This is a genomic window from Janthinobacterium darwini, assembly GCF_051380905.1.
Classification (GTDB): Bacteria; Pseudomonadota; Gammaproteobacteria; order Burkholderiales; family Burkholderiaceae_D; genus Janthinobacterium.
This window is the reverse complement of record NZ_JBNYXX010000001.1, coordinates 698,406-712,048: the sequence shown is the minus strand read 5'-3', so window position 1 is coordinate 712,048 and position 13,643 is coordinate 698,406. Positions and strand designations below refer to the sequence as shown.

The window sequence follows — 13,643 nt, the reverse complement described above, 5'->3', positions numbered from 1 at the left end:
CCTAACGGTTAGGCAGGAATTTCGAAGGGTCGACAGGTTTGCCCTGCTGGCGGATTTCAAAGTGCAGCTTCACGCGGTCGGCATCGGAATCGCCCATTTCGGCGATGGCCTGGCCTTTGTTGACGTTCTGCCCTTCCTTCACCAGGATGCTGCGGTTATGCGCATATGCCGACAACAAGCTATTACTGTGCTTCACGATGACAAGATTACCATAACCACGGATTCCGCTCCCGGCATACATGACTTTTCCCGCGCCGGCGGCCACCACTTGCTGGCCCGCCTTGCCGGCGATATCGACGCCCTTGTTCTTGCCTTCGTCGAAAGTGCCGATGACCTTGCCTTCGGAAGGCCACATCCAGCTGATCTTGTCATCGCCAGCCGCTTGTGCGGCAGGGGCGGCGGCCACTACTGCTGGTGCGGGGGCCGCAGCGACGGGCGCAGGCGCCGGGGCAGGCTTGGCGTCGGTGGTGCCGCCGTCGGCGCGCAACTCGGCCAGGGTGGCGTCGGAATACGCGCGCTTCTCGCCGCGCGGGCCCGCTTTCTTCGGCACGACAGGGGCGGCCGGCTTGATTTCCGTGACAGGCGGCATGACGATGGCCGACGTTTGCGCGCCGCCCGTGTCGCCATTCGGCGGAAGCACGCGCAAGACCTGGTCGACCTTGATGTCGTTCGGGTTGCTCAAGTCATTCCAGGCCACCAGGTCGCGGTAATTCTGGCCGTGTTCCAGAGCGATGCGCAACAGGGTGTCGCCGCGCTTGACCGTGTAATAGGCCGGATCGCGGTCGCGCGGATCGCTGGCGGCGGCGCTGCTGCTCGATGGATGGCGCTCCACAACGGGCGCCTGGACACCAGTGGTGCCGCAACCGCTCAACAGAGCGGCCAGCGCGAGGCTGCAGAGGAATATGTTACTTTTCTTAATCATTCGCATGTATGTTTAGGTCCTGCTTGCTAGCTGATCCGAGGATCATATGATGCCCGGGCGCAAAGGCACGAAATGGCAGTCTTCCAGGGTCTGGCTGGTCCATTCCATTTTCCCCACCCGGGTAATGAGTTGTAAGTGTTGCAATTTGCCCCCCACCGGCGCAACCAGACGCCCGCCGGGCGCCAGCTGTTCCAGCAAGGCTTGCGGGACTTCCAGGCCGGCTGCGGCAAGGATGATCCCGTCAAAGGGCGCCGCCTGCGGCAGGCCAAGCATACCATCTCCGTACTGCAAACGCAGATTTGACACGCGCAGGGGGCGCAGATTGGCCTTCGCCAGCTCGTGCAAGGGCCGGATGCGCTCGATCGAATACACCTCTTTCGCCACCAGCGACAGCACCGCCGCCTGGTAGCCGCAGCCCGTGCCGATTTCCAGCACTCGCTGCAAGCTGCCGCCCTGGCGCATAACTTCGATCATGCGCGCCACGATATACGGCTGTGAAATGGTCTGGTGGTGGCCGATGGGCAATGAAGCGTCGATATAGGCCTGCGACGCCAGCGCCTCGTCCATGAACAGATGACGCGGCACGGCTTGCATGGCGTCGAGCACTACCTGGTCCTTGACGCCCTGTTTCGCGATGCGCACCACCATGGCCCGGCGCACGGCCTCCGACACCAGCGGGTTTTGCCGTGGCGGCGACAGTACCGCTGGCTGCGCCCGCTCATTGGCGATGGCCTGGGCGCGCGACGGCGCGATGGGCACGGCTGCACCATGGTGCGGCGCTCCGCCCCGCGCCGCGTTTTGCGCCGCATTCTGCGTGGCCGTCTGCGGTGTGGCGATCCTGGACTGGGCCAGCGACTGCCCCCCGCCCAGCCTGGCGGGCTTGCCTGCCAGCGAATCGAGGGAAAGGGGGAAGGTACGCGGCTTATCGGTCATGCCAGGCCTTTTGCCAGTGCATCGAGTTGGGTGGTATGCGTCAGGTCGATCTGCAGCGGCGTGATCGATACTTGTCCATGTTCAACGGCATGGAAGTCCGTGCCCGGACCGCCTTCCTTGGCAGCGCCGGCAGGGCCGATCCAGAAGATTTCACGGCCACGGGGATCGAGGGAGCGGATCACGGGCTCAGCCGAATGGCGCTTGCCCAGGCGCGTGGCCACCATGCCTTGCAATTGCGCGTAAGGGATGGCGGGGATATTCACATTCAGCAAATACGGTTTCTGCAGGGCGTCAAACTGGCGCTCGACGATTTCCCTGGCCACGCGGGCGGCCGCGTCCAGGTTGGCCCAGCCAAACTGCGACTGGGAAAAGGCGATGGCAGGAATGCCGAACAGATAGCCTTCCGTGGCGGCCGCCACAGTGCCAGAATACAGGGTGTCGTCACCCATGTTGGGGCCGTTGTTGATGCCGGACACCACCAGGTCGGGGCGCTCGATGAGCATGCCCGTCAGCGCCACGTGCACGCAGTCGGTGGGCGTGCCGTTGACAAAATAAAAGCCGTTGGCGGCCTTGTGCACGGACAGGGGCCGGTCCAGCGACAGCGAATTGGATGCGCCCGAACGATTGCTGTCGGGCGCCACCACGACGATCTCGGCAATGGGCGCGAGCGCGTCGGCCAGGGCAGCCAGGCCAGGCGCCAGGTAACCGTCGTCGTTACTGATAAGAATTCTCATAAGCAGATTTTACCCGAAGCAATGCCAACACTGGGCGTACCGCACGCTGATAGTCAGCATTATTTGTGCCGCCGCGCGGCCATGGCGCGCGGCGTCAGCGCTGCCCGATGCGCGCCTCCGACAAGGCCCCTTCCAGCGCCTGCACTTCATCCTCCTGCAAGGCCAGCAAGGCGTTCAGGTTGCCTTGTAATTTGTACATTCTTTTCAGCTGCGCCATGCCACGCCTGCGCAGCTTGCCCGGCACACCCGGGCGCAGCAGGCAGGACTTCATATGGTCGGCCAATTCATCGGCCTGCGCATACTGCTCACGCTCTATCATGCCTTGCAACATCAAGATCATGCTGGACAGGGTATCCGGCTCGGCCACGCCCCGCCCGCTGGCACGGCCGGCCAGTATGGTTTCCTGCAAATGCCGGGCGCCGTCCAGCACGCTGTCCGCATGCTCCGTGACAGGCGCATTCAACAGCCGGTCGCTGCCGCTGAGCACGGCGTCCTCCAGCAGGCGCGCCGCCTCGCTGTCACCCTGCTGCTGGAGGGTGCCGGCCAATTGCTTCTTGCTGTGCAAGGTATCAAGGTGGTCTTCGCCCAGCAGGCGCGCATGTACTTCCAGCACCTGCTCCTGCACGCTGCGCGCCGCATCGAGTTCGCCGCGCCGCAGCAGCGCTTCGGCCAGCTTGCGCTGACTCATCAGGGTTTCCGGATGGTCGAGCCCGCGCGTGCGCTCGCGCGCCGCCACCTGGTCTTCGTGCAACTGGCGCGCGCCAGCCCAGTCGCCCTGCCCAGCCACGATATCGGCCAGCATGTCACGCGTGGCCAGCGTGGCGGCATGGTCACCGCCCAGGCGACGCTCCTGCACCTGCAGCACGGCAGCGAGCAGGCGCCGCGCGCCTTCCAGGTCGCCTTCACGCCCCAGCGCCTGCGCCAGGGCCAGCTTGCTGCGCAAGGTATCGCCATGCTCGGCGCCAAACAGGCGCTCACGCGCCGCCACCACCGTGCCCAGCACTTGCTGCACCTGCGCCAGCAGGCCCATGCGCAGCAAGGTGGCGGCGCGGCCATCCATCGCCTCCAGGGTCAGCGGATGCTCGCCGCCCAGCTGGCGCGCGTATGTTGCCAGCACCGTATCCTGCAGCAGCAGCGCCGCCGCCAGCTCTCCCTGCAGCAACAGGGTTTGCGCCAGGCAGGCCCGGGCGGCCAGGGTATCGGGATGCTCGCTGCCCAGCACGCGCTCGCGCACAGCGAGCACGTCCTCTTCCAGGAAGCGGGCTTCATCGAGCTTGCCCAGCTGGCGCAGCAGGCGCGCCATGCCGCTCTTGCTCTCCAGGCTGTCGGGATGCTCTTCGCCCAGCAGCCGTACGCGGATCTCGACGCTCTGGCGAAAGGCATCGAGCGCCTGCGCGCTGCGCCCGTCCTTGCGATACAGCTCGCCCAGGCGGGCCAGGTCGCGCGCCAGCGGCAGGGCCACGGCGCGGCCAGGTTCGAACAGCAAGGCCTGGCGCGCTTCGCCGATGGCGCCCAGCAAGGCGATTTCACGGCTCGATTGCCATGGGAAATAGCCGCCCGTCAGCCAGTGCAAGAAGGCTTCGAAGGTGCGCGTGAGGGAAAAACGGTCGCCGCCCTGGTCGATGCGCACGGCCAGTTGTTCGCCATAGGCGAAGGTTTTCGTCTGCTGCAGCTGGACTTCGTCGAAATAGCTGTCGAGGGCAATCTGCGACAAACCGTAAGAGGTGCGCAGCAGGCGCTCGAACATGGGCTGGAAGCCGGCGATGCCCTTGTGCGCGTCGCCGCGACGCCACTCGGCGCGCTGCGCCCCGTCGCCCATTTCTATACGCGAGGGCAAGGGGTACATCAGCAGCGGACGCTGTTCATCTTCATGGCTGCGGCGGTACTCGATCGCCCGCGTAACGAGTGCATCGACGCCTTCCAGGCTTTGCCGGTTAGGCGTAAAGACCACCACCAGCTTTTTCGGCAGCAAGGTGGTGCAGATGCCGGCGCTGTCCGTGCGGCCCGTGCGCGAATCGACCAGCACATAGCGGAAATGCTGGGCCAGGGTATCGGCGAAGCAACGAAACAGGGCCGGACAGGCGTCGAACAACTGGTCCCAGCGCATCTGCGCCAGACGTTCGCTGTAGCTGGCATCGAATCGCCCCGCGCGCATCAGGTACAGCGGGCTGCCCTGATCGACGCGCACCACGTATTGCTGCCAGTCGATAGCGTCGAGCACGCGCTGCGCCAGCGCCGCATCCTCGCGCCCAGCGTCCTGCCCGCCGGCGCGCGCGCCCGCCGTTTCCAGGCTGATGCGCTCGAGCTGCTGGCGGCACGCCTCGAAGAACTCGAGCACGCCCGGTCGTTCCTCGTGCTGCTCGAAGTAATGGTGCAGGCCAGGCGCTTCCATGTCCCAGTCCAGCATCAGCACGGGCACGCTGGCGTTCTCGCGCCGCGCCAGCAGGACGGCGATGTTCGACAAGGCCATCGTGCGGCCAGTGCCGCCCTTGTAGGAATAGAAGGTAACGACTTCGCCAGGGGCGCTCAAAGGTGGCAGGGAGAGGCGTTGGCATTCCATGTCAGGACCTTTTACATGATTAACGTGGAAAGTGGGGAGGCGGAATGGCGCGCCATTCCGGTGGAATATCGGGTAACACGAAACGGCTGCAATCGTGGCCGGGCGGCGTGGATCGCTTCAGCAGGTGGTAATGCGTGGCGATGCGCTGCACGATGCGTTCGATGTCGGGCAGGTATTGCGGATTCGACTTCAGGTCGCCGCTGGCCAGCGTATAGCCGGAGAAATCGACGTACAGGCCCGACTCCGTGATTTGCGGCGGCAGGCCGTCCGGATGGCGCGTCATGATGATGGGGATGATAAGGTGGCTGGGCAGTTCATACCAGGCGCGCCGCTCCTGTTCAATTAGTTGCATGGCGGCAAACTCGCGCCGCGTGTAGCCGTGCGCTTCATATTTGGGCGTGTACAGCACGATCATGCAGACGCTCTGGCACATGGCACGCGCCACGCGCAGGTCGATATCGTCACCGCCGCCCAGTTGCTCGCTGTCGATGAACAGCACTTCCTCACGGTCGAGGTGAGGCTCCAGATAGCAAGCCAGCGCCTCGATGAGATCATTCTTGAACTTGTTCATGAACGCATATTGGCCGTGTGCATAGCTCAAGAAACAGCCGTAGCGGATCTCCATGGCATCCCCCTGTTCCCCGTGCGGCCCTGCCATCGCCGCGCCTTCATCCTGCAAGGCATGCGCTCACTGTAGACCGCCCGGCAACAAGCCTGTTTGCGCTGGCGCAAAACTATGTCTGGCGTCCTGGACATGTGGAAAAAGCCAGAAACTGGCGCGATCACGCCCATTATTGGCATGCCAGGCACGCAGGCAAGCGCCGCGCAAGAAACGCCAGAGGCTTGATAACAAAGGAAAATAAGCCGGCGCGCTGATGGCGCCGGCAAGCGGGACTTAAACGCCCTTGGCGGGCAGGTTGCGGAAGAACTCCACGACTTCGGCGGTATCGCGCGTGCGCTTGAACGGTGGCAGGCTTTGCCAGATGCGCTTGCCGTACGGCTTGGAAATGAGGCGTGGATCGCAGATCATCAGCACGCCCCGGTCGCCCTCGTCGCGGATCAGGCGGCCTGCGCCCTGCTTCAGGTTGATGATGGCTTCTGGCAGGGAATGATGCATGAAGCCGTTCTTGCCCTGCTTTTCCATTACTTCGATACGCGCGGCCAGCACGGGATCGTCGGGCGGCGCGAACGGCAGCTTGTCGATGATCACGAGCGACAAGGCATCGCCGCGCACGTCGACGCCTTCCCAGAAACTCTGGCTGCCGATCAGCACGCCATTGCCGGCGGCGCGGAACTGGTCCAGCAATTCCGTGCGGCCCTTGTCGCCCTGCACGAACAGGGGAAAGTTCAGACCCCGCTGCTTGAATTCATCGGCCAGGCGCTCGGCTGCGCGCTTGACGGCGCGCAAGGTGGTGCACAGGAAGAAGGTGCGTCCGCCCGCCGCCTCGATGATGGGCAGGGCGCAGTCGATGACGGCATCCGTGTAGCCCAGCGAATTGGGCTGCGGCAGGTTTTGCGGCACGAACAGCAAGCCCTGCTGGCCATAGTCGAAGGGGCTCGGCCAGGTGTGCGACGGTTCGCCCGTCAAGCCCATCTGTTCCGAAAAATGCTTGAAATCGTTCTTCACGGCCAGGGTGGCGGACGTGAAAATCCAGCTGCGCGGCGTGCCTTCGCGCTGGTTGTTGAAGATCGGCGCGATCGACAATGGTGTTTTATGCAACTGCAAAGAGCTGGAAAACGCTTCCACCCAGAACACGGCTTCTTCTCCAGCCGCCACCTTTGCCTTCGGATCAAACTTCCAGCCGCTCAGCTGCTGCGCCAGCTCGACGCCGCGCACCCGGCACTGCTCCAGGGTTTCTGCCCGTTCCGCCTGGGTTTCCAGCACGGCCACCATGCCGTCGAGCTCATCTTTGAGAGTGTCGAGCGCGGGAAAGAAGTCGCTCGACGGGGCGATCTGCGGCAGGGACAGGCGCACGATATCCTGCGGGAACGTCAGGCGCAGGTCGCGCGCCGCCTTTTCCACCACCGTGACGGTCTTGGCCCAGTCGATGCCGCGCGCATGCGCCAGGCCCTCGGCCAGCACGTCGCGGCACAATTCCAGGATGTGCGACGTCGACACCGTGTTGCCAAAGAACAAAGTGGCCGTATCGGGCAGCTGGTGTGCTTCATCGAAGATGATGGTGTTGGCCGACGGCAGCAATTCGGCCACGCCCGTGTCCTTCAGGGCCACGTCGGCAAAAAACAAATGGTGGTTGACCACCACCACGTCGGCCTGCTGCGCTTCCTTGCGGGCCTTCATGACAAAACAATCCTGATAATACTGGCACTCGGCGCCCATGCAGGTGTCGCGCGTGGACGTCACCAGATTCCAGATCATGGCGTTTTCCGGCACCTTGGCCAGTTCGGCCTTGTCGCCGGAGCTGGTCATCTTGATGAAGCGCGAGATTTCGCGCAAATGCCCCACGTCGTCTCGCGAAGTCATGCGCCCGTTCTGCAGGGTGCGTTCCAAATGATAGTGACAGACGTAGTTCGAGCGGCCCTTCAGCAAGGCCACGGAGACGGGCGCCTGCAGCGCGGCGCGCACGGTGGGGATATCGCGCAGAAATAACTGGTCCTGCAAGTTCTTCGTACCGGTAGACACGATGGTCTTGCCGCCCCACATCAGGGCCGGCACCAGGTAGGCGAAGGTTTTACCGGTACCCGTGCCCGCCTCGGCGATCAGGGTGGTCTGGCTGTCGATAGCGTGGGCGATCGCCTTGGCCATTTCCGTTTGCGAACGGCGCGGCTTGTAGCTGCCCACGGCGGGACCGAGCGGGCCGCCGGCGCCGAACAGGCGCTCGATGTCGGCATCGTGCTTGCCAGGCGCGGCCTGGACTTCGGCTGGCAGACTGGCTTGCAGATCGGCAGGCTGGCCATCTGGGCTTGCAGGCAATAAATTGTGATCGGTCAAAATATACTTAGGTGAAGGCTGGACTGGACGCTACTGGCGCCCCTCAGGCGGGAACGTCGGGCACCAACTGCATTTTCAGCAAGGTGATGTGATCTTTCAATTGCAATTTGCGCTTTTTCAGGCGGCGTAACTGCAGCTCGTCATGGTGACCATCGAGTATCAGCAACTCGATGACGGCATCGAGGTCACGGTGCTCCACGTTGAGTTCAATCAGGCGCCGCTCTATATGCTGTGCATCGCTCATGTGTTGCGTTCCAGGCAGTGTTAGTAACAGGCGCGCGCAGCGTACGCAGGCAGCCATTGACGCCGGCATCACCGGCAAGTGCGTAGTTTAACCTGCCGCGCGCGTTAGGGCACGCCATTTCCGGCATCCCCCTGCACGGCGGTCTTAATTGGCAGGCGGCACAGGCACAGCAGCGGCCGGCTTGCTGGCAGCATCCGCGGCTGCCTTGGCAGCCTTGGCCTGCGCTTCGGCCTGGCGCTCGGCCAGGCGTTGCGCTACGCGTTTCTGGCGCGCCACGGCGTCCGCCTGCTTGCGCGCATAGTCTGCCTCGCGGGCCGCGCGGCGCGGCGCTTCGGCGGCGTCGGCGGCAGCCTGTCTCGCCACCTTCGCCGCTTGCTCAGCCTCGCGCTCGGCAACACTCTTGCCTTCCGGCTTGGGCGGCGCCGGCTCGGGTGCGACGACCCTCACAGGCTTGGGCATGGCCGCAGCCCGCTTCTCGGCGTCGAGACGCGCATCTTCCTGCGTCCTGGCCAGGTCGATATCGCGCAGGCGCACGGACTCGGCCCGCTTGAAGTAGTTCGCTTCCGCGTCGACGGCGCGCAGGCGCACCAGGATCAGGCGGCGCTTTTCCTTGGCCTTGTCCAGGCAGTTATTCACGAAAAACTTGTCGTAGCACTCCAGTTCGCGCACGGCAAACTCAGCTTCCGCCGCCTCGCGCTCGCTGGCTGACTGCTTCAGCTTGGCGTCCGCTTCTTCCACCGACAGGGTGGCGGGCACCTGCGGTGCGCCGACCTCATCCAATGCCGCAGCACCCTGGTGCGCGCAGGCGGACAATGCCAGCACCAGGCCCAGCGCCGCTCCCAGCTTGTATAGTGTATTTGCCATCATGTTCATTATCCCTGCCTCAGACGATCGCGTCGGCCGCGCCGCGCTGTTCTTTTTCCATGTATTCGCGCGATTGCATCTCGATGATACGCGAAACGGTGCGGTGAAACTCGTTGGCCAGCATGCCGTTCGTGTACAGCTCATCAGGCGCCACTTCGGCCGACATGATCAGCTTAACTTTTTGATCATAAAACACGTCGATCAGCCAGGTAAAGCGGCGCGCTTCGGACGACTGCGCCGCCGACATGGCCGGTATGCCGGACAGTATCACCGTATGGAAGCGGCTGGCGATTTCCAGGTAATCATTTTGCGAGCGGGGGCCGCCGCACAGTGTAGCGAAATCGAACCAGATGATGCCGCCGGCGCGGCGCAGGCAGTGGATTTCGCGGCTTTCGATGCGGATGCGCGCGTCTTCGTCGGCCGTCTCGGCGATGCGCGCATAGGCATCGCGCAAAGCCTTGTCGGTGGCCGCACCCAGCGGCGTATAGTAACTTTCCACCTGCTCCAGCGCGCGGCCGCGGTAATCGACGCCCGCGTCGACGTTCATCACGTCGAGCTTGTCCTTGAGCAGCGCGATGGTCGGCAGCATGCGGTCGCGGTGCAGGCCGTCCGGATACAGCAGGTCCGGATCGTAATTCGAGGTCATGATGAAGGACACGCCATTGGCGAACAGGGCCGACAGCAGGTTGTACAGGATCATCGCGTCGGCGATGTCGGAAACGTGGAATTCATCGAAACAGATCAAGCGGTATTTCTTGGCGATGCGCTTGGCCACCTCATCCAACGGGTCGGCCACGCCTTTCAATTCATCGAGCTGCTGGTGCACGCCGCGCATGAATTCGTGGAAGTGCAAGCGCGTCTTGCGCACCAGGGGCACGACCGAATAAAAACTGTCCATCAGGAACGATTTGCCGCGCCCCACCCCACCCCACATGTACACGCCTTTCGGCACGGCAGGACGGTTGAGCAGGCGCTTGAAGGTACTCGAGCGCTGGCCCTTGTAAGCCACCCACTCGTCATAGCACAGCTGCAGGCGGTCGACCGCGCGCCGCTGGGCGGCATCGGCCTTGAAATCGCGCTTCTGCAACGCGTGCTGGTAAAACTCTTCAACGTTCATGGGATTCGATTCAACAGGGATTCTTGACATAGCGCAAACGGGCCGGCAAGGCAGAAACTGCTTTGCCGGCCCGCTGCGAAGTACCGTAGCGCTTAGAAGTTCAGCGTACGCTTATCGACGGCCAGTGCCGCTTCCTTGGTCGCTTCCGACAGGGATGGGTGAGCGTGGCAGATGCGCGCGATGTCTTCGGCCGACGCCTTGAATTCCATCGCCACGACGGCTTCGGAAATCAGTTCGGACGCCATCGGGCCGACGATGTGCACGCCGAGGATTTCATCGGTGGTCGCATCGGCCAGGAATTTCACCATGCCCGATGTGTCGCCCAATGCGCGCGCACGGCCGTTGGCCATGAACGGGAAGGTGCCTGCTTTGTAAGCGATGCCTTCGGCCTTCAGGGTTTGCTCGGTCTTGCCGACCCACGCGATTTCCGGCGAGGTGTAGATCACCCACGGAATCGTGTTGAAGTTGGTGTGACCGTGCTGGCCAGCGATACGCTCGGCCACGGCAACGCCTTCTTCTTCCGCCTTGTGCGCCAGCATCGGGCCGCGCACGACGTCGCCCACCGCCCACACGTTCGGCAGGTTGGTCTTGCAATCGCCGTCGACGGCGATGAAGCCGCGTTCGTCCAGCTGCAGGCCTACCTTATCGGCACCCAGGCCATTCGTGTTCGGCGTACGGCCGATCGAAATGATCAGTTTGTCGAACACGGCTTTTTGCGCTTCGCCCTTGGCGTCCACGAATTCCACGGTGACGTCTTTCTTGCCTGGCGTGATCGCACCGATCTTGCAACCGAGGTTGATCTTCAAGCCTTGCTTGGTGAACAGCTTCGACGCTTCCTTGGCGATCTGCTCGTCGACGGCGCCCAGGAAGACCGGCAGGCCTTCCAGCACGGTGACGTCGGAACCCAGGCGGCGCCAGACGCTGCCCATTTCCAGACCGATCACGCCGGCACCGATGACGCCCAGCTTGGCTGGTACGGCGTCGATGGCCAGTGCGCCCGTGTTCGACAGGATCAGTTTCTCGTCGAATGGTGCGCCCGGCAGTTCGCGTGCGTTCGAACCCGTGGCGATGACCACGTGCTTGGCCGTCAAGGTTTCGTTGGCTTCGCCCGTCACGCTGATGTCATACGTGCCAGCGGCGGCGGCAGCGAAAGCGGCGCGGCCGTGGAAGAAGGCGATCTTGTTCTTCTTGAACAGGTACAGGATGCCGTCGTTGTTTTGCTTGACGACGGTGTCCTTGCGCTTGAGCATCTGGCCCAGGTTCAGTTTCAGGCCGGCGACGTCGATGCCGTGCTCGGCGAAGCTGTGGCCCGCATGTTCGAAATGCTCGGACGATTGCAGCAGCGCTTTCGAAGGGATGCAGCCGACGTTGGTGCAGGTACCGCCAGGAGCGGCGCCGCCCTTGGCGTTCGACCACTCGTCGACGCAGGCGACGGAAAAGCCCAGCTGGGCTGCGCGGATGGCGGCGATGTAGCCGCCAGGGCCCGCACCGATGACAACTACGTCAAATTGTTTAGTACTCATGTTTTGTTATTCCAATCTCTTCGTCTGGTACGAAAATCCACAATAGAAGGTAAATCACCACGCCGAAGCCGAAGGTCAATGTAAACAGGACGAAGACGAGGCGCCAGATCCACGCTTCCATGCCGGAAGCGCGGCCCAGGCCACCACAGACGCCACCGAGCCAGCGGTCGTTGCGCGAGCGGCGCAGGCGGCTGAATTCCTGCACCAGGTCATTCGCCGGACCGGAGCCGGATGGGCTGTCCGATTTATCCAGGTTGATATTGCCCAGGAGCTTGGCTTTCGCTTGCGCGAATTCCGCGTCGCTCAGGGCGCCCGCCAGGTGCAACTCGTGCAGACGCTTGATTTCTTCAGAGACGTTCATAGGAATCCTCTTTCATTGAGATCAGCCAGCTGCGTCTTCTGGCAAGGGTTATCAGCTACATTGCCCCGGCGGCGACGCCGGGGTGCTACAGTGCTTACAGATCCAGCAGCAGGCGTGCAGGATCTTCCAGCGCTTCTTTCATCGCCACCAGACCCAGGACAGCTTCGCGGCCGTCGATGATGCGGTGGTCGTAGGACATGGCCAGGTAGTTCATCGGACGTACCACGATCTGGCCGTTTTCGACAACAGCGCGGTCCTTGGTCGCATGCACGCCCAGGATGGCCGATTGTGGCGGGTTGATGATCGGGGTCGACAGCATGGAGCCGAAGGTACCGCCGTTCGAGATGGAGAACGTGCCGCCCGTCAGGTCGTCCAGGGTCAGCTTGCCTTCCTTGGCCTTCGCACCGAATTCACCGATTTTTTTCTCGATGTCGGCGATCGACAGCTGGTCCGCATTGCGGATGATAGGCACGACCAGACCACGTGGCGAACCGACAGCGATGCCGATATCGAAGTAGCCGTGGTAGACGATGTCGTTGCCATCAACGGAGGCATTGATGATCGGGTATTTTTTCAGGGCGGCGACGGCAGCCTTGACGAAGAAGGACATGAAGCCCAGCTTGACGCCGTGCTCTTTCTCGAACTTGTCCTTGTACTTGTTGCGCAGGTCGATGACCGGCTGCATGTTCACTTCATTGAACGTGGTCAGGATGGCGTTCGTCGATTGCGATTGCAGCAGGCGCTCGGCGATACGCGCGCGCAGGCGGCTCATCGGCACGCGCTCTTCCGGACGGTCGCCCAGGCTCGCAGCCGATGGCGTGGCAACTTGCTGCAGCGCTGGCTTGGCAGCGGCTGGCGCCAGTGGCGCGACAGCTGGCTTGGCGGAAGCGGCCAGGGCGTCGCCCTTGGTCACGCGGCCATCTTTGCCGGAACCGGCGACGTCGCCAGCGGACAGGCCTTTTTCCGACAGGATCTTGGCGGCGGCAGGCATGGCGACATCGCCTTTGCTTGCAGCAGCTGGGGCGGACGCGGTAGCGGCGTCTTGCGCGGCGGCAGCCAGGGCTGGCGCAGGAACAGCGGATACTTCCATCGGGCTGACCTTGGCCGAGCCGTCGGTGTCGATGATGGCGATGACTTCGCCGGCGACGACGGTAGCGCCGTCAGCCTTGATGATCTGCACGATCACGCCAGCGGCGGGCGCCGGCAGTTCCAGAACCACTTTGTCGGTTTCGATATCGATCATGTTTTCGTCGCGCGCGACTGGCTCGCCGACTTTCTTGTGCCATGCGAGCAGGGTCGCTTCTGCTACCGATTCCGACAACTGGGGAACTTTGACTTCGATTTGTGCCATGTAAAACTCCGTTTATTTTGTTATTGCGGCGCCGCCCCTGCGTAGCAAGGGCGGCGCTCCGTCACGATGTATGCGAACAAGCGC

12 protein-coding genes are annotated in these 13,643 nt (G+C 63.1%); all 12 read right to left on the bottom strand.

Features of this window, described 5'->3' with window-relative positions:
* Position 1: 1 nt before the first annotated feature.
* The 12 genes from ACQ4WZ_RS03160 to odhB all read right to left on the bottom strand — a co-directional run bounded on the left by ACQ4WZ_RS03160 (position 2) and on the right by odhB (position 13,559).
* A complete protein-coding gene (locus ACQ4WZ_RS03160) occupies positions 2–922 on the bottom strand; it encodes a peptidoglycan DD-metalloendopeptidase family protein (RefSeq protein ID WP_436572556.1) in 921 nt (306 codons plus the stop codon).
* Between the two features lie 42 nt (positions 923–964).
* Positions 965–1,855 carry a protein-L-isoaspartate(D-aspartate) O-methyltransferase gene (locus tag ACQ4WZ_RS03155; RefSeq protein ID WP_101482179.1) on the bottom strand — a complete coding sequence of 297 codons (891 nt, stop codon included), beginning with the start codon at positions 1,853–1,855 and terminating at the stop codon, positions 965–967.
* Complete coding sequence (gene surE, locus ACQ4WZ_RS03150; RefSeq protein WP_436572555.1) at positions 1,852–2,589, bottom strand: 5'/3'-nucleotidase SurE; 738 nt, start codon at positions 2,587–2,589, stop codon at positions 1,852–1,854. Before surE ends, ACQ4WZ_RS03155 begins: the two co-directional genes overlap by 4 nt.
* Before the next feature lie 94 nt (positions 2,590–2,683).
* Positions 2,684–5,149 carry a tetratricopeptide repeat protein gene (locus ACQ4WZ_RS03145; RefSeq protein WP_436572554.1) on the bottom strand — a complete coding sequence of 822 codons (2,466 nt, stop codon included), beginning with the start codon at positions 5,147–5,149 and terminating at the stop codon, positions 2,684–2,686.
* Between the two features lie 19 nt (positions 5,150–5,168).
* Positions 5,169–5,774: a toll/interleukin-1 receptor domain-containing protein gene (locus ACQ4WZ_RS03140; RefSeq protein WP_034752049.1), complete on the bottom strand. Its 606-nt coding sequence runs from the start codon at positions 5,772–5,774 to the stop codon at positions 5,169–5,171.
* A gap of 270 nt (positions 5,775–6,044) precedes the next feature.
* Entirely contained in the window at positions 6,045–8,099 is a 2,055-nt protein-coding gene (gene yoaA, locus ACQ4WZ_RS03135) for a DNA repair helicase YoaA (RefSeq protein ID WP_436572553.1), read from the bottom strand.
* Positions 8,100–8,142: 43 nt separating this feature from the next.
* The gene (locus ACQ4WZ_RS03130) at positions 8,143–8,343 is read right to left on the bottom strand and encodes a YdcH family protein (RefSeq protein WP_010399897.1); all 201 of its coding nucleotides are present in this window, start codon (positions 8,341–8,343) and stop codon (positions 8,143–8,145) included.
* Between the two features lie 144 nt (positions 8,344–8,487).
* Positions 8,488–9,210, bottom strand: a complete 723-nt coding sequence (locus tag ACQ4WZ_RS03125; RefSeq protein ID WP_133990048.1) for a hypothetical protein — start codon at positions 9,208–9,210, stop codon at positions 8,488–8,490.
* Positions 9,211–9,226: 16 nt separating this feature from the next.
* Positions 9,227–10,324, bottom strand: a complete 1,098-nt coding sequence (gene zapE / locus ACQ4WZ_RS03120) for a cell division protein ZapE (protein ID WP_101482182.1) — start codon at positions 10,322–10,324, stop codon at positions 9,227–9,229.
* A gap of 92 nt (positions 10,325–10,416) precedes the next feature.
* On the bottom strand, positions 10,417–11,847 hold the full coding sequence (gene lpdA, locus ACQ4WZ_RS03115) for a dihydrolipoyl dehydrogenase (protein ID WP_034752057.1): 1,431 nt from the start codon (positions 11,845–11,847) through the stop codon (positions 10,417–10,419).
* A complete protein-coding gene (locus tag ACQ4WZ_RS03110; RefSeq protein ID WP_101482183.1) occupies positions 11,837–12,208 on the bottom strand; it encodes a PspC domain-containing protein in 372 nt (123 codons plus the stop codon). The genes lpdA and ACQ4WZ_RS03110 overlap by 11 nt, the downstream gene beginning before the upstream one ends.
* Before the next feature lie 94 nt (positions 12,209–12,302).
* Positions 12,303–13,559 (bottom strand): 2-oxoglutarate dehydrogenase complex dihydrolipoyllysine-residue succinyltransferase, encoded by a 1,257-nt coding sequence (gene odhB / locus ACQ4WZ_RS03105; protein ID WP_101482184.1) that lies wholly within the window; start codon positions 13,557–13,559, stop codon positions 12,303–12,305.
* Between the last annotated feature and the right edge of the window lie 84 nt (positions 13,560–13,643).